Origin of the sequence: Hymenobacter sp. YIM 151500-1, assembly GCF_025979885.1 — a bacterium.
Taxonomy (GTDB): domain Bacteria; phylum Bacteroidota; class Bacteroidia; order Cytophagales; family Hymenobacteraceae; genus Hymenobacter.
Window position 1 is genome coordinate 3,262,567 of record NZ_CP110139.1, and the last position, 19,167, is coordinate 3,281,733.

16 protein-coding genes are annotated in these 19,167 nt (G+C 62.5%); 10 read left to right on the forward strand and 6 right to left on the reverse strand.

What is annotated here, in order from left to right; translation table 11 throughout:
- Positions 1 to 107: 107 nt before the first annotated feature.
- From OIS53_RS13700 to OIS53_RS13715, 4 genes are all read left to right on the forward strand, one after another.
- Entirely contained in the window at positions 108 to 527 is a 420-nt protein-coding gene (locus OIS53_RS13700; protein WP_264679139.1) for a DUF1573 domain-containing protein, read from the forward strand.
- Positions 528 to 749: 222 nt separating this feature from the next.
- On the forward strand, positions 750 to 1,325 hold the full coding sequence (locus OIS53_RS13705) for a DUF4142 domain-containing protein (RefSeq protein WP_264679140.1): 576 nt from the start codon (positions 750 to 752) through the stop codon (positions 1,323 to 1,325).
- Positions 1,326 to 1,348: 23 nt separating this feature from the next.
- On the forward strand, positions 1,349 to 1,594 hold the full coding sequence (locus OIS53_RS13710; RefSeq protein ID WP_264679141.1) for a hypothetical protein: 246 nt from the start codon (positions 1,349 to 1,351) through the stop codon (positions 1,592 to 1,594).
- A 57-nt stretch (positions 1,595 to 1,651) separates the two neighbouring features.
- Positions 1,652 to 2,311: a DUF4142 domain-containing protein gene (locus tag OIS53_RS13715; RefSeq protein WP_264679142.1), complete on the forward strand. Its 660-nt coding sequence runs from the start codon at positions 1,652 to 1,654 to the stop codon at positions 2,309 to 2,311.
- Between the two features lie 89 nt (positions 2,312 to 2,400).
- Here OIS53_RS13715 and OIS53_RS13720 read toward each other — a convergent pair whose 3' ends face one another.
- The 5 genes from OIS53_RS13720 to uvrA form a co-directional block, all read right to left on the reverse strand.
- Positions 2,401 to 3,780: a hypothetical protein gene (locus OIS53_RS13720; RefSeq protein WP_264679143.1), complete on the reverse strand. Its 1,380-nt coding sequence runs from the start codon at positions 3,778 to 3,780 to the stop codon at positions 2,401 to 2,403.
- 64 nt (positions 3,781 to 3,844) lie between these two features.
- A complete protein-coding gene (locus OIS53_RS13725; protein ID WP_264679144.1) occupies positions 3,845 to 4,780 on the reverse strand; it encodes a hypothetical protein in 936 nt (311 codons plus the stop codon).
- Positions 4,777 to 5,469 carry a hypothetical protein gene (locus OIS53_RS13730; protein ID WP_264679145.1) on the reverse strand — a complete coding sequence of 231 codons (693 nt, stop codon included), beginning with the start codon at positions 5,467 to 5,469 and terminating at the stop codon, positions 4,777 to 4,779. Before OIS53_RS13730 ends, OIS53_RS13725 begins: the two co-directional genes overlap by 4 nt.
- Entirely contained in the window at positions 5,466 to 6,005 is a 540-nt protein-coding gene (locus tag OIS53_RS13735) for an RNA polymerase sigma factor (protein WP_264679146.1), read from the reverse strand. Before OIS53_RS13735 ends, OIS53_RS13730 begins: the two co-directional genes overlap by 4 nt.
- A gap of 202 nt (positions 6,006 to 6,207) precedes the next feature.
- Entirely contained in the window at positions 6,208 to 9,258 is a 3,051-nt protein-coding gene (gene uvrA, locus OIS53_RS13740; protein WP_264679147.1) for an excinuclease ABC subunit UvrA, read from the reverse strand.
- 330 nt (positions 9,259 to 9,588) lie between these two features.
- On the opposite strand from uvrA, the gene OIS53_RS13745 reads away from it, so the two are divergent.
- From OIS53_RS13745 to OIS53_RS13755, 3 genes are all read left to right on the forward strand, one after another.
- Positions 9,589 to 10,098 (forward strand): hypothetical protein, encoded by a 510-nt coding sequence (locus OIS53_RS13745; RefSeq protein ID WP_264679148.1) that lies wholly within the window; start codon positions 9,589 to 9,591, stop codon positions 10,096 to 10,098.
- Positions 10,099 to 10,292: 194 nt separating this feature from the next.
- Positions 10,293 to 10,535, forward strand: coding sequence for a hypothetical protein (locus tag OIS53_RS13750; RefSeq protein ID WP_264679149.1), 243 nt, complete (start codon positions 10,293 to 10,295; stop codon positions 10,533 to 10,535).
- A gap of 27 nt (positions 10,536 to 10,562) precedes the next feature.
- Complete coding sequence (locus OIS53_RS13755) at positions 10,563 to 10,817, forward strand: hypothetical protein (RefSeq protein WP_264679150.1); 255 nt, start codon at positions 10,563 to 10,565, stop codon at positions 10,815 to 10,817.
- A gap of 319 nt (positions 10,818 to 11,136) precedes the next feature.
- On the opposite strand, the gene asnS is transcribed toward OIS53_RS13755, so the two are convergent.
- On the reverse strand, positions 11,137 to 12,543 hold the full coding sequence (gene asnS, locus OIS53_RS13760) for an asparagine--tRNA ligase (RefSeq protein WP_264679151.1): 1,407 nt from the start codon (positions 12,541 to 12,543) through the stop codon (positions 11,137 to 11,139).
- A 256-nt stretch (positions 12,544 to 12,799) separates the two neighbouring features.
- On the opposite strand from asnS, the gene rpoN reads away from it, so the two are divergent.
- The 3 genes from rpoN to OIS53_RS13775 all read left to right on the forward strand — a co-directional run bounded on the left by rpoN (position 12,800) and on the right by OIS53_RS13775 (position 19,014).
- A complete protein-coding gene (rpoN, locus tag OIS53_RS13765; protein ID WP_413775162.1) occupies positions 12,800 to 14,383 on the forward strand; it encodes an RNA polymerase factor sigma-54 in 1,584 nt (527 codons plus the stop codon).
- Between the two features lie 256 nt (positions 14,384 to 14,639).
- Entirely contained in the window at positions 14,640 to 15,269 is a 630-nt protein-coding gene (locus OIS53_RS13770; RefSeq protein ID WP_264679153.1) for a hypothetical protein, read from the forward strand.
- Between the two features lie 109 nt (positions 15,270 to 15,378).
- The gene (locus OIS53_RS13775) at positions 15,379 to 19,014 is read left to right on the forward strand and encodes a PAS domain S-box protein (protein ID WP_264679154.1); all 3,636 of its coding nucleotides are present in this window, start codon (positions 15,379 to 15,381) and stop codon (positions 19,012 to 19,014) included.
- Positions 19,015 to 19,167: the final 153 nt, after the last annotated feature.

The following is a 19,167-nucleotide window of genomic DNA, read 5'->3' on the forward strand; positions in this document are numbered from 1 at the left end:
ATTAACAACTCTTGAGCTTTCCTTAACACCGCTGCCAGAACCGCTTATCTACCTTTGAACCGGCGCCACCACTCTATCTTCTCACCTTTCATTTGCCCTAAACAGCCATGAAAATTGCGTTTTTGCTTACCGCAGCGGCGGCCACTCTCGGCTTCTCCGAAACTTCGTTTGTTGCTTCCATTCCGGCGGCGGTGGCCGCCGCACCCGTCGCCAGCAGTGCCGTGCAGTGGCGCACCACGCAGCACAACTTCGGCGAAATCGTGCAGGCTGTGCCCGTCACGGCCACCTTCACGTTCAGAAACACCGGCAAAGTGCCCGTGCTGCTCACCCAAGTGCAAGGTTCCTGCGGCTGCACGGCCACTTCCTACCCCACCGAAGCCATCCAGCCCGGCCAATCGGCAGCCATTACGGCCACTTTCAATGCCGCCAACCTGGGCGGCTTCAACAAAACCGTAACCGTTACGACTAACACCGCCGACGCGCCGCAGGTGCTGACCCTGCGCGGCACCGTGGTAGTGGCAAAATAAGCCGCCCCGTACGCCCAAACAGTGAACTGCCGCCGGTTGCTAGTGCAGCCGGCGGCAGTTTGTTTATACCATATTGTCCGGCCAGGTGCCGCTGGCTAATGAGCCAATTACGGTTGAGTTTAGCTAAGCGGGAAGGTTTTTTAAGCCGGCCAGATACCAACCCCAACCGTTAGGGCTCGTATAGCCTTTTCATCACTCGCCTTTCTTTAAAACTTTGACTTTATGCTGGTTGCTCGATGGACTGGTTTGCTGCTGTTGCCACTGCTCGTAGCCTGCTCGGGCGGTGAGAGCAACAAGGACCCGGTAGCCGAAGCCAAGTTTCAGAACGAGAAGCGCATCGGCGAACAAGACATAACCGAAAAGCAGCAGCGCGACGCCGAGTTTGTCGTAAACGCCGCTAGCCGCGGCATGTTGCTATTGGAAATCAGCCAGATAGCCTTGCGCAAAGCCACCTCGCCGGCCGTCAAAACGCTGGCCCAAACCATCGTCAGCCAGCACACGGGCTTGCAGCAGGAAGTGAAAACTCTGGCGGCGCAGAAAAGCATTGTGTTGCCCTCGGCCCTGGGTAAAGACCAGGGCGAGCAGGCCGGCGAGCTGACGGCCCTTAACGGCCCGGCCTTCGACACGCGCTACCTGGAGCAGCTGGAGAAGCTGCACGAGCAGAGCATCGACGACTACGACGACATGAGCGAAGATGCCTACGACGGCGACATCCGGGCGCTGGCCGCCCGGCAGCTGGCTCAGCTCAAGCAGCACCTCGAAGCCGCCGAACAGGTGCAGGACCAACTGAAAAAATAACTTTCTCTCCTTTTGCTTTCTCTATGAAAATGCGCTTCCTGCCGGCCTTTACTGTAGCTTCCGTGCTGCTGTTGAGCGGCTGCAACACCGAAAAACGCGACGACGCCACCGCTGGCGAAGCCGTCAGCGACATGAACCAGGCCGCCGACGAAGGCGGGGTAAAAGCCGACGCCGTGGTGATTGACAACCAGGCCGGCCCCACTGTTACGGCCGATGCCGACTCCGCTGGGGCGGCTACGGACAGCACCGCTGCCACGCCGCGCCCCTAACGCACTCCTACTCAGAACTCTCTCTCCGTACTTACCACTAATTAACCACCAACGTCTATGAAACGCATCATCCTTTCCGTAGCCTGCCTGGGCCTGCTGAGCCTGGGAGCCTGCAACACCTCCAACACCGACACGGCCGGCGCTACCACCGCCACCGACACGTCGAGCGGGCGCGGCAACGGCACCCCGGACGCCGCCGAAACCAGTGGCACGAGCAGCACGGCTGCCGCCACCGACGCCACCACACCTTCGGCCGCTAACACCGACGACCAAGGCCCCACGGCTCCGCACTCCACCGACGAGGAGTTCATGAAGTCGGCGGCCCACAGCGACCAGAACGAGATTCAGCTAAGCAAGCTGGCCCTGGAAAAAGGCGTAACGGGCATGGCCAAGGACCACGCCAACATGATGATTAAGGACCACACCAAGTCGACAGCCGACCTGAAGGCCGTGGCCCAGAAAAAAGGCGTGACCTTGCCCACCGACATGGACGAGGAGCACAAAGCCATTGCCACGTCCATGCGGGCCTTGTCGGGCAAGGAGTTCGAGAAGAAGTTCATGGACCAGATGGTACTCGACCACCAGAAGACGGTGAACACCATGAAGGCTCACCTGAAAATGACCCAGGACGCCGACCTGCAAGGCTTCATTAACAAGACGACGCCTGTAGTACAAAGCCACTTGGATATGTCGAAGAAGCATGCTGCTATGATGTAGCATATGCTTCGGCCTATGCTTGCTAGTATACTAGCAAAAAAAGCCCGTTACAGCTGTGTAACGGGCTTTTTGCATTCCGGGACGGCAAACTACCGATAGCCAAACCGGTAGCGCAAACCGAGCACGCTGATGCCACCTCGCAGATTCTGGTCGGTTCCCTTAGCCCGTTCCCGCAGGGCTGTCGTCAGCATCAGCTCCGAGGTGAGCTGGATGCGCCGCCGCCGTCCGAACCCATAGCTGATATTCAGACCGCCGGTGGCGTGCAGCCCGAAAGCGCGGCGCCGAAAGCCGTATTCACTCGTGATTTGCCCATTAGTGAGCCACTGCTCCCGGTAGCGCACCGACGACCATATCGGTACCAGTCCGCCCACGGCGTCGAACTGCAACCGCTTCAGGAAGACGCGGGTGAGGGAGTAGCGCACCAACGTGGGCACCGCCACGCCCCGCTCTTTCGCCACTCCTTGGGCAGTAAGGCCTGACGAGTTGGCTGCACTTCTGGACGAGCTAGTGCTGGCTTGCTGCCACCCCACCTGCACGGCTAGGCGCGAGCTTACGTAGTAGCCGGCATAGTAGTAGAGAGGAAAAAAGTCCAGATCATACACTCCCACTCCTGACTGATTTCCTGTAACGGTAGAGGGCAACTGATTGGGCAAGGTTCGGTAGGGGCTGCTGGCGGAGTAGTGCACCTGATAGATATAGCCCCCCAGGAACAGGCCGGCATAAGCGCGCGGACGCAAGGTCTGGTCCTCGTTCAGGGGAACTGGCCGGGCCTGGTACGGCGCTACCGGCCAGGAGCTGAGCGCCACCCCGATGCGAAAGCTGCCCGTAGGATACAGCCCTGGCATGCGGCTGGATAAGTCGCTGCCCAATCCGACGTTGACGTCCAGAAAGCTGTAGCGGCCCAGGCGGCGCTGCAAGCCATACACAGCGCCCAGCTCTGCATAGTCGCGCAGCGGGCTTACCCGGTTGGCGAAGGCTAGTGACACGTAATTGGCCGAGAAGTGGGTGGTATTTCGGCCTAGGCGCAGGCGCCGCCCTAGGTTATAGTAGTAGCGCCCGGCTAGCTGGGTGCGCACCTCCAAACGCCGCTTCAGAGCCGCGCCGGCCTCGGTGCGGTAGCGAATCACGGCCGGGCTTACCTCGCCCATCACCGACCAAGCCGGGTGCCCCAGCCGACGCTCATACGCTATATGCACTCCGTGGCGGGTGTAGTACCTGCTGGAATCGAGCAGGTTGGCACTACTCAGGGTGAAGTTGTTCAGGCCCAGCTTCCACAGGCCCTGGTCTTCGCGCTGCACCCGTAGCAGCGTATCGGCTACCAGAGGAGGCGCAGTCACGGTTTCTTCGCCGTAGCTCAGGCGGGCAGTGTCGGCGGGAGTGGTTTGGGCCAGGGCCGAAGAGGTGGCACCGGCCAGCAGCCCCGCGCAGAGCAGCTGTTGGCAGATGCGAAAGGTAGACGAGTGTGGCATGGCAAAGGAGCGTGTAGCAGGGGAAGAACAAGACACCCGGAGCAGCTGGAGGCAGGCCGGCTGCTCAGAGCTGGGAGGAAAGCGCCTGGGTTTGCAGCGTCAGCGGCGCGTAGGAGGTATTCACGTGGAGCAAAGGCCGCTTGCCCTGGGGCGTAGCTAGTGTGGCGCGGCTGCTCCCCTTCTTCGCCTCGTTGTAGGCTGGGGGCACGGTCAGGGTGCCTTGCAGCACGCCCAGCTGATAGGCAAACTGCTCCGGCTGCGGGGCGCTGATGACCACTTCGGTACGGTCGGCCTCTACGGTGAGCTTGCGCAGGGCCGCCGTAGGCTGCACCCGGATGTTGCCGTAGAAGTTGCGCACGAAACAGGTGCCGCCCAGCCCCAGCAGCTCCACGCTGGACTTGTTGGCGTCGCAGCGGAAGCTAGCCTGCACGTTGGTGGCGGCCAGGCTGGCGTAGCGGGCCGTTATGGCCAGGGTGCCGCGCAGGTTGCTGAGCATAATCTTCCCGAAGCTCTGTTCCAGCTCCTGCTCCCCGGTCAGGTCGGCCAGCTCGGTTTGCCCGTAGGCGTTAATGATGTGGATGGGGTTGCCGGCCGGCATAAGCACGGTGTACTCGGCGCGCAGGTCGCTGCGCACGGCCGGAGCGCCGGCTGGCAGGGAAAAGAAGTTAAGCAAGTCCAGGGCATTACCGTTCTTTTGCAGGCGGTAGCGGGCCACGGGCAGGTCCTGCTCGGCCACGGCCCGCTCGGGGTGCCGGGCACTCAGCCGCAAGGTCACCTGCACGGTGGGCTTGTCCCAGCCCCGCACCCGCAGCGTGGCTTTTTCGGCCCGGATGCGCACGGCCATGCCGGGCGGGCAGCTCCAGCTTTGCTCCAGCGTGCGGGTCACGACCTGCACTTTCTGCTGCGCCCAGGCTGCGGGCAGCAGGAGCAGCCCCAGCAGCGCGGCCAGCAGGCCCGTTCGCAGCTGTGCCAAGGAGTAAGTGACAAGGACACGGTTCATGAGATAAGCAATTGAACTAGTTCGCGGGTAATAGAAGCTTTCAGGGCCGTAAGCTGGGCCTGCTGGCGCAGCAATTCCGGCGACTGGCCGAAGCGGCGGACGTCCTGCTGGAGGCGGGCCTGCTCGGTTTCCAGCTCGGTCAGCTGGCTACGCAGGGAGCGGAACTCGCCCGTCTGGCACACGGTGGGCAGCGAGGTGCAGTGCGCATCAATGAAGGACAAGCCTTGCTGCTCCAGCGGGTCGGCGGCCGGGGCAGTGGGTGGGGCGGGCAGGGGCACCACTTCTTCCTGGGTGTAAGCCACCGTTTCGCGGGGGCCGATAGTGGCGGGGCGCAACAGCCACCACACGCCCAGCAGCAGCACTACGCTGGCGGCCAGGGCCAGCACACGGCGCATGGCCGGAGCCGGCCACAAGGACCGCACCACGGCCTCCCCAGTCGGCGCTTCAACTTTAGAGAGTGATAGGGCGGGCGCGGCCTGATCCAGGCGCGCAGCAATCTGGCCCCAGAGGGCGTCGTCGGGCTCGTGCTGGGGTAGCGCGGGCACAGCACGGGCCAGAGCCTCGTCAGCGGCCAGCCGGACCTCAATGGCGGCCCAGGCAGCCGAATCGGGCTCGTGCTGAGGAAGGGTATCGAGAGCCCGCCGCAGATTGGGGCGGCCGGCTTCCGGTTGTTCGGGTATCGTACTCATGAGTAGAGATGCTGAAGTTTGCGTTGCAGCAGGCGCTTGGCGTGGTAGAGCTGCGACTTGCTGGTGCCCTCCGTGATGCCCAGCAGCTCGGCTACCTCGCGGTGGGCATAGCCTTCTACCTCCACCAGGCAAAACACGGCCCGGTAGCCGGCGGCCAGCTCGCCAATGGCCTTTTCCAGGGCCTCGCCCGTGAGGTTGTCGTGCCAGGCTACTAGGGGCTCGGGGTGGCGCTCCTGGTCGTACACGTCCATGCGCTGCTCGCGCCGCAGGGTGCGCAGGGCCCGCCGCACCACGATGGTCTTAATCCAAGCCCCCAGGGTAGACTGCTGCCGGAAGTCGGCTAGGTGCTGAAACACCTCCACAAAAGCCTCCTGCAAAGCATCCTGGGCCAGGTCCCGGTCGTTGAGAATGCGCAGGGCCGCCGAAAACATAGCCGACTTGTAGCGCTGGTACAGCTGGTACTGCGCGTGCCGGTCCTGGGCCAGGCAGCCAGTGAGCAGGTGCTGTTCTTCGAGGGGCAGAGGAGAGGCAGTCACAGACAGGGACCTGAAATTTGACGGAAAGTGTCAGGCCGTGAGGGAATGGTTGGTTGCGTGATGGAATATTTTTCTGAGGATGAAGAAGCAATGTGCCACGCAGATGCAAAAAGCCCGCTGCGGAATACACAGCGAGCTTTTTACTTGGTTAAAAAACCAGTTGTCCGGTATCGGGCGTGCGGCGTACGGCGCAAGCTGAAGCTTACGCCACATCGGCATACTTGCTGGTTTTCAGCTCCTCGGCCAGGAAGCGGCTGGTGTGGCCTTTGGCGGCTTTGGCCACTTGCTCAGGCGTGCCCTGGGCCACGATGGTGCCGCCGCCCGCGCCGCCTTCGGGACCGATGTCGATGATGTGGTCGGCTACTTTAATCAGGTCGAGGTTGTGCTCGATGATGAGGACGGTGTTGCCTTTGTCGGCCAGTTTGTGGAGCACGGCGGCCAAGTGGCTGATGTCCTCGAAGTGCAGGCCGGTGGTGGGCTCGTCGAGGATGTAGAAGGTTTTGCCGGTGTCCTTTTTGCTTAGCTCGGTGGCCAGCTTCACCCGCTGGGCTTCGCCGCCGCTTAGCGTGGTGGCTTGCTGGCCCAGGGTGAGGTAGCCCAGGCCCACTTCGTTCAGGGTCTGGATTTTGCGCAGGATGCGGGGCTGAAACTCGAAGAACTCCACGGCTTTTTCCACCGTCATGTCGAGCACGTCGGTGATGCTCTTGCCTTTGAAGCGCACTTCCAGCGTTTCGCGGTTGTAGCGGCGGCCTTTGCAGGTTTCGCAGGGCACGTGCACGTCGGGCAGGAAGTTCATTTCGATGGTGCGCATGCCGGCGCCCTCGCAGGTTTCGCAGCGCCCGCCCTTCACGTTGAACGAGAAGCGCCCCGGCCCGTAGCCGCGAATTTTGGCCTCGGGCAGCGAAGCAAACAGCTGGCGGATTTCGGTGAACACGCCGGTGTAGGTGGCCGGGTTGGAGCGCGGCGTGCGCCCAATCGGCGACTGGTCCACCTCAATTACCTTGTCGATAAACTCCAGCCCTTCAATCTTGTCGTACGCCAGTGGCTCCCGCTTGCTGTTGAAGAAGTGCTGGTTGAGAATCGGGTAGAGCGTATCGTGAATCAAACTCGACTTGCCCGAGCCCGACACGCCCGTGACGGCAATGAGCTTGCCCAGCGGAAACTTGGCCGTCACGTTTTTGAGGTTGTGGCCGCGCGCACCCTTCAGTACCAGCTCGTTGCCTTCGCCCTTGCGCTTTTTCTTGCGCAGCTCAATGTGCTTCTGTCCGCTTAGGTACTGCGACGTGAGGGAGCCCGACGAGAAAATCTCGGTCGGGGAGCCTTCCGCCACAATGTGGCCGCCGTGAATGCCCGCGCCGGGGCCGATGTCGAGCACGTGGTCGGCGTGTAGAATCATGTCTTTATCGTGCTCCACCACGATGACCGAGTTGCCCAGGTCGCGTAGGTGCTGCAAGGCCTTGATCAGGCGCTCGTTGTCGCGCTGGTGCAGGCCGATGCTGGGCTCGTCCATGATGTAGAGCACGCCCACGAGCTGGGTGCCAATCTGCGTGGCCAGCCGGATGCGCTGGCTCTCACCCCCACTCAGCGTGCGGACCGAGCGGTGCAAGTTGAGGTAGTCGAGGCCCACTTCCAGCAAAAACCCGATGCGCTTGCGGATTTCCTTCAGCAGCTCCCGCGCAATCAGGTTCTGGCGCTCCGTGAGCCGGTCTTCCAGCCCCTCAAACCAGGAAGCCAGCTGGCTTAGGTCCATAATAGACAGCTCCCCGATGTGGCGGCCGTCGAGCTTGAAGTGCAGACTTTCTTTCTTGAGGCGGAAGCCGTGGCACTCCGGGCACTCCTGGGCCTGGGTGTACTGCTGAATCCACTCCCGAATGTTCTCGGAATCGGATTCCATCTGGCGGCGCAGGAAGGGAATGATGCCCTCGAACGGCTCGGAGTAGCTGGCCTTTTTCGGGTCGGCGTCTTCCTCCTCCGGGATGCCGTGCAGCAGCCGCTCCACCAGGTCCGGCGGCAGCTTTTCCAGGGGCGTGCTCAGGCTGGCCTTGTGTTTCTTGAGAATAACGCCCAGCTGCTGGAAAATCCAGATGTCGCGGTACTCACCCAGGGGCGCAATGCCGCCGCGACTGATGCTGAGCTTCTTGTCGGGCATCACCGAGTCTTCGGTTATTTCCTGCACTTCGCCCAGGCCATTGCAGGTGGGGCAGGCGCCGTAGGGCGAGTTAAAGCTGAACGTGTTGGGCGCCGGGTCGTCGTAGGCAATGCCAGTGGCCGGGTCCATCAGGAAGCGCGAGAAAAACTGCGTTTTCTGCGTATCCGGGTCCAGGACCAGAGCCGTGCCCTTGCCGTGGGTCAGGGCGTTCTGCATGGAGCCCGACAGCCGGAACCGGTCTTCTTCTTTCACTACCAGCCGGTCGATGACAATTTCAATATCGTGGATTTTGTAGCGGTCCACCTGCATCTTGGGGGTGATGTCGAGCAGCTCGCCATCGACGCGCACTTTGGTAAAGCCCAGCTTGGCCACCTGCTGAAACAGCTCCCGGTAGTGGCCTTTGCGGCCCTTCACTACGGGGGCCAGCACCACCAGCTTCTTGTCCTTGTAGTGCTTGAGAATGTAGTTGATAATCTGGTCGTCGCTCTGCCGGATCATCTTCTGGCCGGTGGCGTAGCTGAAGGCCTCGGCCGTGCGGGCGTAGAGCAGGCGCAGGAAGTCGTAAATCTCGGTGATGGTGCCCACCGTGGAGCGGGGGTTGCGCGAGGTCGTCTTCTGCTCGATGCTAATCACCGGCGACAAGCCCTCAATCTTGTCCACGTCGGGCCGCTCCAGCCCACCCATGAACGAGCGGGCATAGGCCGAAAACGTTTCCATGTAGCGCCGCTGCCCCTCGGCGTAAATCGTGTCGAAAGCCAACGACGACTTGCCCGAACCCGAAATGCCCGTAAACACCACCAGCCGCCCCCGCGGAATCTGCACCGACACGTTTTTAAGGTTGTGCTCCCGCGCCCCGTACACCTCGATGTAGGGCGCTTCCAGGTCGGCGGGGCCAGTGAGCTGGCCGCGGGTAGCGGCTACGTGCTGTTCAATAACGGCCTCATTCACCACTTCGGCGCGGGGCACGGCCTGCACGGCTTCGGTGGTGTGGTGGCCGGCGTGGTCGGCTACGGCCGCGGCAGCAGGTTGGGCAGCCTTGCGCTTGGCCTTAGGAGCGGCAGCAGCGGTGGTAGCAGAAGCGGAAGCAGTTGATTTTTTGGCCATGCGGCAGCGAAGCGGATAAGTCTGCAAAAGTACGCAAAAGGTGAGCCGGCAACTAGCCCGAATAGCTTCTTTGCCAGTCGGTTTGGCAACAGCCACCGAAAGCTCACCCCGAGGCAGATGGTCTGTAACAAGCAACCGTCGGCTTTTGTCCCCTGCGCTTTCCGTATCAGCCGTCTTACCTCACGCTAGATTCCGCGCATGAGGCGGCGTGGGCTGGGGGTGGGGTACAGGTCGGCATCTGTAGCCGAAGCCAGCTGGCCCCAAGCTGGACTTTGGCGTTGTTCTTGCCTCACGGGTCGCAGCTGTTTTTTCCACGTAGCTTTTCTGTGTATGAAGACGCTTTCCAAGCTCGCTTTTTCGGGTCTGCTGGCCGTGCTGCTCACGGCGGGAGCCGCCCGCGCCCAGGTTACCATCAACATCAACCCGCCCAGCTGGGGCCCGGCTGCGCCGGCCGGTGCGCAGTATTACTACGTGCCCGAGTACGGCGGCTACTACGACCTGCAAGCCCAGCGCTACATCGTGCAGCGCGACGGGAAGTGGCTGCGCGTAGCCTCGCTCAGCGGCTACAATCCCGCTCAGTTCCACCCCATCGTTATTGATTACCGCGGGGCTACGCCGTGGGTGCGGGTGCAGGAGCACCGGAGCCGCTACGGCTACAAAGGCCACCCCCACGGCATGCCGCCCGGCCAGGCCAAGAAGATGCGCCGCGCGGCTCCCGGTCCCGGCGTGATTGTGGTGCAGCCCGGCGTGCGCTACGACCATGATGACCATGACGACCGGGGCCACAGCAAGCACGGAGGCGGCCACCCCGGCAAGGGCCACGGCAAAGGCAAGCACTAGGTTTTGTCCTTTCGGCCGCCGGTGGCTGTTCTTCCTTTCTGGCCCCACTTCGCCGGCTAGCGCAGCCGAGGAAGTGGGGCCTTTTTCGGCTAAAAACGCCAGAAGAGCAGTCCAGCGGCCCGGCAATCCAGGCGCGGCTCCCACTGCGTATACAATTGATGCATCTTTTTAAGGTTCAATCCGTTCAGGGCGCTATGTTCTCTCCCCTTGGTGCCAGCCCCCGCCGCACCCGCGCGTATTTGCTGGCCTTGATTGGGCGGCGGCACCGCTGCCTGCTGGTGTACCGCACGCCCGGCACATCGGCCCAGTTCAGCGTCAGCGGGGTGGTCGTAAACCTTCGGCGGCGCGAGCAGGTAGAGTACCTGTGTCTCTCGGATGGCTGCGAGCTGCGCCTCGACTGGCTGGTGGCCGTGCACGAACCGGCCGAAGCGGCTTAACTCTTCCCCGTAACCATTTGCTGCGTTATGCCTACGTCAGCCACGTACCGCCCCATCAGCTGCTCGTTTTATGACGAGTTGGAAGCCCGCGCCACTACCGGCCAGGCCTGCACCCTCACTTACCGCACCCAGCCCGACACGCCGCCCAGCACCTACCACGGCACTATCCAAGACCTCTACCTCCGCGAAAAAGTGGAGTACCTCCGCCTCGCCGACGGCTTCGAGCTGCGCTTCGATGCGCTAGTAGCCGTGGATGACAAGGAGCTGCGGAATTACTGCTAGGCGCGTTTCGTTATCTTGCGCAGATTCAACTTATCCCGTTATGGCTACTCTAGATCTTGCTGAGGAAGCTTTCATAGCGCGTATACTACCTGACTTGATGCGACTCAGTCCTGCTGCTCAACTCGAACTAGCCCGCCGGTTAATTGAGTCCATCCAAGCCGATATTGCCAACAACGTACTACCTCAAGAGTGGACTAAACCACGTGCACCGCTTGATAATTTATAAAACACAACAGGCGGCCCCACCCGGAACCACCTGTTGCTTTTCTACCCATGCACAAAATCCGCGTAATCCGAAAAATCCGCCGGAATCCGTGGTTTAGAATTCCGCGCTTTTCGGGTACCGCGGGAAGGGAATAACGTCCCGGATGTTGGCCATGCCGGTCACGAAGAGCAGCAGGCGCTCAAAGCCCAGGCCGAAGCCGGCGTGGGGCGCGGTGCCGTACTTGCGCAGCTCCAGGTACCACCACAGCTCGTGCTCGGGTACGTGCATCTCGGCCATGCGGCGGCGCAGCTTCTCCAGGTCTTCTTCGCGCTGGGAGCCGCCGATGATTTCGCCGATGCCAGGGAAGAGCACGTCCATGGCCCGCACGGTGCGGCCGTCCTCGTCCAGCTTCATGTAGAAGGCCTTGATGTCCTTGGGGTAGTTGGTGAGAATAACCGGCTTCCGGAAGTGCTTCTCCACCAAATACCGCTCGTGCTCCGATTGCAAATCGGTGCCCCAGTCCACCGGAAACTCGAACTTCTGCTTGGCTGACTTCAGAATGTCCACGGCCTCGGTGTAGGTGAGGCGCTGGAAATCGTTGTCGACCACGAAGCGCAGGCGGCTGAGCAGCTCTTTATCGTACTGGTCGTTGAGGAATTGCAGGTCTTCCGGGCAGTGCTCCAGGGCGTAGCGCACCAGGCTGCGGAGGAAGTCCTCGGCCAGGTCCATGTTGTCCTGGAGGTCGTAGAAGGCCATTTCGGGCTCCACCATCCAGAACTCGGCCAAGTGGCGGGCGGTGTTGGAGTTTTCGGCCCGGAACGTGGGCCCGAAGGTGTACACCTTGCCAAGGGCCAGGGCCGCTACCTCGGCCTCCAGCTGCCCCGATACGGTGAGGTTGGTTTGCTTGCCGAAAAAGTCCTGCTTGTAGTCCACGCCCGACTTGTCCTCCATCAGCGGCGGGTTCTGGTCGGGCAGGGTTGTGACGCGGAACATCTGGCCGGCGCCCTCGGCGTCGGAGCCGGTGATGATGGGCGTGTGGACGTAGTAGAAGCCGTGGCGGTTGAAGTAGTCGTGGATGGCAAAAGCCATGGCGTGCCGGATGCGCAGCACCGCTCCAAAGGTGTTGGTGCGGGGGCGTAGGTGGGCAATGTCGCGCAGAAACTCTAGCGTGTGCCCCTTTTTCTGGAGTGGGTACGCAGCGGGGTCGGCGGTGCCGTACACCGTAATTTCTTCGGCCTGAATTTCAACGGCTTGCCCTTTACCCTGGGAGGCTACCAGCCGGCCGCGCACCTGCACGGCGGCCCCGTTCTCCACGCCGTCGGCCTTCAGCTTCTCCTCCGGGAACTGCTCGGCATTGGCCACTACCTGAATGGAATTGAAGCCGGAGCCGTCGTTCAGGGCTATAAACTGCACGTATTTGTTGCCACGGCGGGTGCGCACCCAGCCGCGCACCAGCACGTCGCGGTCCAGGTCGGTGCTGCGCAACAGCTCTTGCACGCTGGTTCGTCGGAGGTCAGCCATCGAAAGATTGTGTTCTTCTGAATGATAAAAAGTTGCGGAAGGCAAAAGTAGCGCGGAAATCCGTTCCGCGACGAGCCAAGCCAGTATCTGGGCGGGTGCCGACTGCCCTACCCGCTTGGCTCGTCGCGGAATAGACCTCACATAGTTTCGGCGCTATTTCTTTCCTAACATTTTAGCGCCAACCCAAGTACAGAAAGGCCTATATTTGACCTAACACCCCGTTTCGACCCTGGCGGGGTGTACGCGTTTTCAGAGTATGCAACGACTGGACATGAAGCAGCTTCTCTCTCAGAAGCTGTCCCCCCAACAAATACAATTCATTAAGCTGCTGCAAATTCCGACGGCAGAGCTGGAAGCTCGTATCAAGGAGGAGCTGGAGGTAAACCCGGCCCTGGAGGAAGGCGACGACCACGAGGAGGAATTTGAGGAGCAGGACCGCGACGATTCGGACGACTCGGATGAGGACTTCGACAACGACCCCGACGCCGAGTTTGACAACCCGGATAACACCCTGGACGAGGATTTTGACGACCGTAGCGAAGAGCAGCCCGAAGTAGAGCTACCCACGAAAGAAGAACCCGCCGACTCGAAAGACGACAGTGGCGACGACCTCGACCTGAGCGACTACCTCAACGACGATGAAATAGCCGGCTATAAAATGCAGGGCGACGGCCCCGGTGAGGACGAGGACGACCGGGAAATGCCCCTGGCCGACACCAGCGGCTCCCTGGTGGACTCCTTGCTCGATCAGCTGGGCTTTGCCGACCTCGATGAAAAGCAGGAAGCCATTGGCCGCCAGCTCATTGGCTCCATCGACAACGACGGCTACATCCGTCGCGACCTGGCCGCCATTGCCAACGACCTGGCGTTTTCACAGAACATCGAGGCCACCGTGCCCGAGATTGAAGCTGTGCTGCACGTCATTCAGAGCTTCGACCCGCCCGGCATCGGGGCCCGCGACTTGCAGGAGTGCCTGCTGCTCCAGCTGGAGCGCCGCCCCCAGGACGAGGTAACCGAATACGCCGAGCGTATCCTGAACGAGACGTTCGATGAGTTTACCAAGAAGCACTACCAGCGCATTCAGCAGAAGCTGGACCTGGAGGACGACGAGCTGAAAGAAGCCATTGCCCTGATTCTCAAGCTCAACCCCAAGCCCGGCGGCACCGGCCCGGTGGGCATGGGCAAGGTGCAGTACATCATTCCCGACTTCATCCTCACCAACGAGAACGGGCAGTTCAACCTGACCCTGAACTCGCGCAACGCCCCCGACCTGCGCGTGTCGCCGGCCTACACCGAGATGTTCCGGGCCTACGACAAGGCCTCGAAGAAGGACAAGAAGATGAAGGAGGCCGTGACCTTCGTGAAGCAGAAGCTGGACTCGGCCAAGTGGTTTATCGACGCCATCCGGCAGCGCCAGAACACGCTGCTGCGCACCATGGACGCCATTGTGCGCTACCAGCGCGAGTTTTTCCTCGACGGCGACGAAAGCAAGCTGCGGCCCATGATTCTGAAGGACATAGCCCAGGAAATCGGCATGGACATCAGCACGGTGAGCCGGGTGGCCAACTCCAAATCGGTGCAGACCGAGTTCGGCATCTACCCGCTCAAGTACTTCTTCTCCGAAGGCATTGCCACCGACTCGGGCGAGGACGCCAGCTCCCGCGAGGTCAAGCACATTCTCAAGGAAATCATCGACGGCGAAAACAAAGCCAAGCCGCTGTCGGATGACAAGCTGGAAAAGATGCTCAACGCCCGCGGCTACAACATTGCCCGCCGCACCGTAGCCAAGTACCGTGAGCAGCTGAACATTCCGGTAGCCCGCCTGCGGAAGGAGTTGTAAGCAGGGACTTAGGGGCTTGGGGTCTTAGGGTCTTAGTTGACCGTCCTGTTAAGCGCAGCCGGAGGCGAAGGCGAAGCAGCTCGCGTGTTGACATTGCAATGCTATTGTCCTGCTGAGCCTGTCGAAGCATCTCTACCGGGGGTAACTTCAATCGTGAGGACGAAGCGGGAGAGATGCTTCGACAGGCTCAGCAGGACGGTCTAGTAACTTTCCAACATCCTCTAAGTCCTTAAGCTTCCAAGTCCCTTAGTCCCTTGTGAACAAACCCCTCGCCACGGCTTTATCGGCGGTGTTTCATCCGTTGCTGGTGCCGTTCTACCTGTTTTACGTGGTGTGCTACCAGCTGCCGGGAGCGGTGCAGCAGCCGGAGCTGCCCGACCGGTGGGTGGTGCTGGGCGTGGTGGTGCTGTTCACGTTTGTGCTGCCTACGCTTGGTACGGCTGTGCTGTACTATCTGGGCCTGGTGGATTCGCTGGAGCTGCCTGAGCGGCGGCAGCGGGCGTGGCCCTTGCTACTGGCCGCCATCGGCTTTGGGGCGGCGGCCGTGCTGCTGCACCGCCCCGGCCGCTTTGATGCCTTGCTGCCGCAGATGATGCTGGGCATGACGGGGGCCGTGGTGCTGACGTTTCTGATTACGCTGCGCTGGAAGATTTCGGCGCATAGCGTGGGCGTGGGGGGTGCCGTGGCGCTGCTGGCCCTACTATACCTGGGCGGGGTGGCACCGGGGCACGCTGCGGGGTGGCTGGCCGGCACTGCACTGGTGGCCGCTGCCGTGGGCTGGGCCCGCTTGGCTTTGCACGCCCACACCCCGGCGCAAGTGTGGACGGGTTTGGCGCTGGGAGCGGGACTGGTAGCTGGTTTCGGGGCGACGGTGGCATTGGTCTGATGCCGGCTATTGCGTACCTTTCCCCTTACTAGTATCGTGTTTATCTGGCCGGCGCCGGCGCCCGAGCAACCTTAGCTTTGCGGCCCCGCCACCGGCTGCCCGCTGCCCCATGTTTCCTTCCTCCGAATCTGATTCTGACCTGGCTTCCTTGCCCGAACAGCTGGCCCTGGAGCGCCAGGCCCGCGCCGCCGCCGAGCAGCAGGTGCGCGACCTGCGCCGCCACCTGGCCTCGACGCAGCGGGTGGTGAACCGCCTGACCGACAGCATCACCCGCCTCACCCAGAACCTGCGCGTGGCGGTGCTGGTGGTGCATTATCACGGCATGGTGGCCCTACTCAACCAGGAGTTTTGCGACTTGTTTGGGCTGCAGCAAACACCCGTGGACTTGCTGGAGCAGCCCGTAGCGCCGGTGCTGGAGCAGCTACTCAACCGGACGGCCCGCCCCGAGGTGGCCCGCCAGCGCCTGGAAGCCATTCGGCGGGCCAACCAGCGCGTGCTGGGCGAAGACCTGGCCCTGGCCGATGGCACCGTGCTGGAGCTGGACTTTGTGCCCATGAGCGGGCAGGATGAGCTGGTCCCGGCCGGCTACCTGCTGTCGTTTCGGGACGTGACGCAGGCGCGGCGCACCGAGCAGCACCTGCATTCCTTGTCCCGGATTCCGGGCCAGAGCCCTAACCCTACCCTGCGCCTCGACGTGAACGGCCACGTGCTGTACGCCAACCCCGCCGCCGAGGCCCTGCACCGGGAGTACACTACCCCTGTCACGCAGCCTGAGCTGGCGGGGAAGCTCTACGAGGCAGCCACGGCGGCGCTGGCCGCCAACCAGGCCCAGCAGCTCGAAGTTGGGTTTGCCGACCGGTGCTACCAGCTGGCCGTGGTGCCCTTCGTCGACGACCAGTACGTGAACCTGTACTTCACCGACATCACGGGCCTCAAGGATGCCGAAAAGCGCCTGGCCGAGCAGCAGGAGTTTTACGAAACGGTGCTCAGCCAGCTGCCCGCCGACGTGGCCGTGTTCGACGCCGAGCACCGCTACCGCTACGTGAACCCCGCCGCCATCCGCGACCAGGCGCTGCGGGAGTGGATTATCGGCCACGACGACTTTGAGTACCTGGCGTACCGCAACCGGCCGCTGGAGCTGGCTCAGCAGCGGCGCGGCATTTTCCGGCGGGCCGTGGAGCAGCGCAGCCTCATAGCCTGGGAAGAAACCTTTCCGGACCCCAGCGGCAACGGCCAGCGCCTGGCCCTGCGCCACATGCAGCCCGTGTTCGGGCCCGACAATGAGCTGCGCCTGGTCATTGGCTACGGCATCGACATCACGGAGCGCCACGCCGCCGAGGAGCGGGTGCGCCGCAGCGAGGCTACCCTGCTGGAGCAGCAGGAGTTTGTGCGCATGGTAGTCGATACCACCCCCAACATCATTTGGGTAACCAATGGCCGGGGCAAGGTGCTGTTCAGCAACCGCACCTTCGATGAGATTGTGGCCCGGAGTGACCACCGCGACGTGGACCTCAACGACCCCGACAGCCGGGTGGCCGCCGAAGCCCGCGAGTTTATCAGCACCGACGACTACGTGATGCGCACGGGCCAGGAGCTGGTGCTGGAAACCACCTACACCCTGCGCGACGGCACCACGCTCTGGCTGCAAACGGTAAAGCGCCCTCTGCGCCGGGCCAATGGCTCCGTCAACGTGCTGGGCGTGAGCACCGACATCACCGAAATGAAGCTGGCCCGCCAGACTCTGGAGCGCAGCGCCAAGCAGTACCGCGACCTGATGCACTACTCCCAGGCCCTGATTTGCACCCACGACCTGGAGGGGCGGCTGCTGTCGGTGAACCCGGCGGCGGCCCAGCTGGTGGGCCACACGCCCGAGCAGCTGGTGGGCCGCCACCTGCGCGAGGTGCTGCACGCCGACTTGCACGGCCAGCTCAACGAGTACATGGCCAAAACCCGCGTGCAGCAGGAGCTGACGGGCCTGCTCACCCTGCGCGACGTGGCCGGCCGGCCCCGCCACCTCATGTACATCAATTACCGCGTGGAAGAAGCCGGCGAAACGCCCTATGTTATTGCCTACGGCCAGGAAATTACCGAGCGCATCCTGGCCGAGCAGGAGCTGCTGCGGGCCAAGGAAGCCGCCGAGAATACGGCCAAAGCCAAGGAAAACTTCCTGGCCAACATGAGCCACGAAATCCGCACGCCTATTAACGGGGTACTGGGCATGGCTGGGCTGCTGGCCAAAACGCCCCTCGACCCGGTGCAGCAGGAGCACCTGCGCATTCTGCGCAACTCGGGCCGCCACCTGCTCACCGTCATCAACGACGTGCTGGACGTAGCCAAGATTGAGTCGGGCAAGCTGGAGCTGGAGCAGGTGCCCTTCGACTTGTGCCAAACCATCAAAGAAGCGTTTCAGACCCTGGAGTTCCGGGCCGAAGAGAAAGGTATTGAGCTGCGCCTGACGCCCCTGCAACTGCCGCACTCCGTGGTGCTCGGCGACCCCGGCCGCATCAACCAGATTCTGCTCAACCTGCTCAGCAACGCCATCAAGTTCACGACCCAGGGCTACGTGGAGCTGACCGGGCGCCTCCTGCGCGAAACGGACGAGGAGCTGGAAATCGAGTTTCAGGTACGCGACACGGGCATTGGCATTGCGCCCGACAAGCTGGACACCATCTTCGAGAGCTTCTCGCAGGCCTACGCCGACATTTCGCGCCGCTACGGGGGCACGGGCCTGGGCCTGACCATCAGCCGCCGGCTGGTGGAGCAGCTGGGCGGGCGCATGTGGGTGGAAAGTGAAACCGACCGGGGCAGCACCTTCTTCTTCTCGCTCACGCTGCCCAAGGCCTTGCTGCCCCTGGAGCCGCCGGCCCCTCCCGCGCCGCTCGTGTATGACTCGCTGCGCCACACGCGGGTGCTGCTGGTGGAGGACCACCCCGTCAACCAGCAGCTCGTGCAGCTAATTCTGGAAAGCTGGGGCGTGGAAACCTACCTGGCTTCCGACGGCCCCGAGGCGCTGGCCCAGCTGGAAGCCCGCCTCTACGATGTGGTGCTCATGGACATTCAGATGCCGGGCATGAACGGGCTGGAAGTCACCCAGCACCTGCGCCAGCACGCCGACCCGCTGCGGGCCGAAACGCCGGTTATTGCCCTCACGGCCAACGTCATGCGCTCCGACAACGAAGCCTACCGCGCCGCCGGCCTCGACTACCTGTCCAAGCCGTTTGAGGAAGACGACCTGTTCCGGAAGCTGGAAACCAACCTGCGGCCCGTGCGGGCGGCCCAGCTCGAAACCCAGGCCCCCCCGCCCCCACCCGCGGCGGCGCTGGGCATAGAGGAGCCGCTACCGTCTTTCCGCAGTGAGCCGGCCACAGAACCCGTCGAAGAAGTGCTCTACGACTTCACGCTGCTGCGCCAGACGGCCCACGGCAGCACGGTTTTCATGCAGAAGATTATCGACTCGTTTACGGCGCACACGCCCACCCACGTGGCGAAGCTGCGCGAAGCCGCCGCCGCCGCCGACTGGGAAACCGTGGGCAGCCTAGCGCACAAGCTGCGGCCGTCGCTGCATTTGCTGGGTGTGGACGCGGTGCAGGCCATCGTGGCACAGCTGGAACCCCTCTCCCGCCCCACCGAGCTACCCGCGCCGCCCGCTGCCTCCGACGCCGAGCTGCGCGCCCAAGCCAACACCCTCGCCGACCTGCTGGAGCGCACCGTAGCCCAGCTAGCCGTGGCCCCGATTGAATCGTAGGGGCGCGTCGCACGCGCCCGGCCGTTGAAGGGTATATAAAAAAGTGTAACGCGAAGTTGTACTTCGCGAGGCGCATAAACGAGACGAACTAACGACATCGTTCTAACGCTTCGCGAAGTACAACTTGGCTTCGCCTTCCTGCGGTTCGCGTTA

Bases quoted from the DNA above. Each gene is read 5' to 3' on its own strand.
- OIS53_RS13710 (WP_264679141.1), top strand. From the start codon at position 1,349: ATGAAAATGCGCTTCCTGCCGGCCTTTACTGTAGCTTCCGTGCTGCTG.
- OIS53_RS13775 (WP_264679154.1), top strand. From the start codon at position 15,379: ATGTTTCCTTCCTCCGAATCTGATTCTGACCTGGCTTCCTTGCCCGAA.
- OIS53_RS13750 (WP_264679149.1), top strand. From the start codon at position 10,293: ATGTTCTCTCCCCTTGGTGCCAGCCCCCGCCGCACCCGCGCGTATTTG.
- OIS53_RS13715 (WP_264679142.1), top strand. From the start codon at position 1,652: ATGAAACGCATCATCCTTTCCGTAGCCTGCCTGGGCCTGCTGAGCCTG.
- OIS53_RS13755 (WP_264679150.1), top strand. From the start codon at position 10,563: ATGCCTACGTCAGCCACGTACCGCCCCATCAGCTGCTCGTTTTATGAC.
- OIS53_RS13720 (WP_264679143.1), bottom strand. From the start codon at position 3,780: ATGCCACACTCGTCTACCTTTCGCATCTGCCAACAGCTGCTCTGCGCG.
- OIS53_RS13705 (WP_264679140.1), top strand. From the start codon at position 750: ATGCTGGTTGCTCGATGGACTGGTTTGCTGCTGTTGCCACTGCTCGTA.
- uvrA (WP_264679147.1), bottom strand. From the start codon at position 9,258: ATGGCCAAAAAATCAACTGCTTCCGCTTCTGCTACCACCGCTGCTGCC.
- OIS53_RS13725 (WP_264679144.1), bottom strand. From the start codon at position 4,780: ATGAACCGTGTCCTTGTCACTTACTCCTTGGCACAGCTGCGAACGGGC.
- OIS53_RS13730 (WP_264679145.1), bottom strand. From the start codon at position 5,469: ATGAGTACGATACCCGAACAACCGGAAGCCGGCCGCCCCAATCTGCGG.
- OIS53_RS13745 (WP_264679148.1), top strand. From the start codon at position 9,589: ATGAAGACGCTTTCCAAGCTCGCTTTTTCGGGTCTGCTGGCCGTGCTG.
- asnS (WP_264679151.1), bottom strand. From the start codon at position 12,543: ATGGCTGACCTCCGACGAACCAGCGTGCAAGAGCTGTTGCGCAGCACC.
- OIS53_RS13700 (WP_264679139.1), top strand. From the start codon at position 108: ATGAAAATTGCGTTTTTGCTTACCGCAGCGGCGGCCACTCTCGGCTTC.
- rpoN (WP_413775162.1), top strand. From the start codon at position 12,800: ATGCAACGACTGGACATGAAGCAGCTTCTCTCTCAGAAGCTGTCCCCC.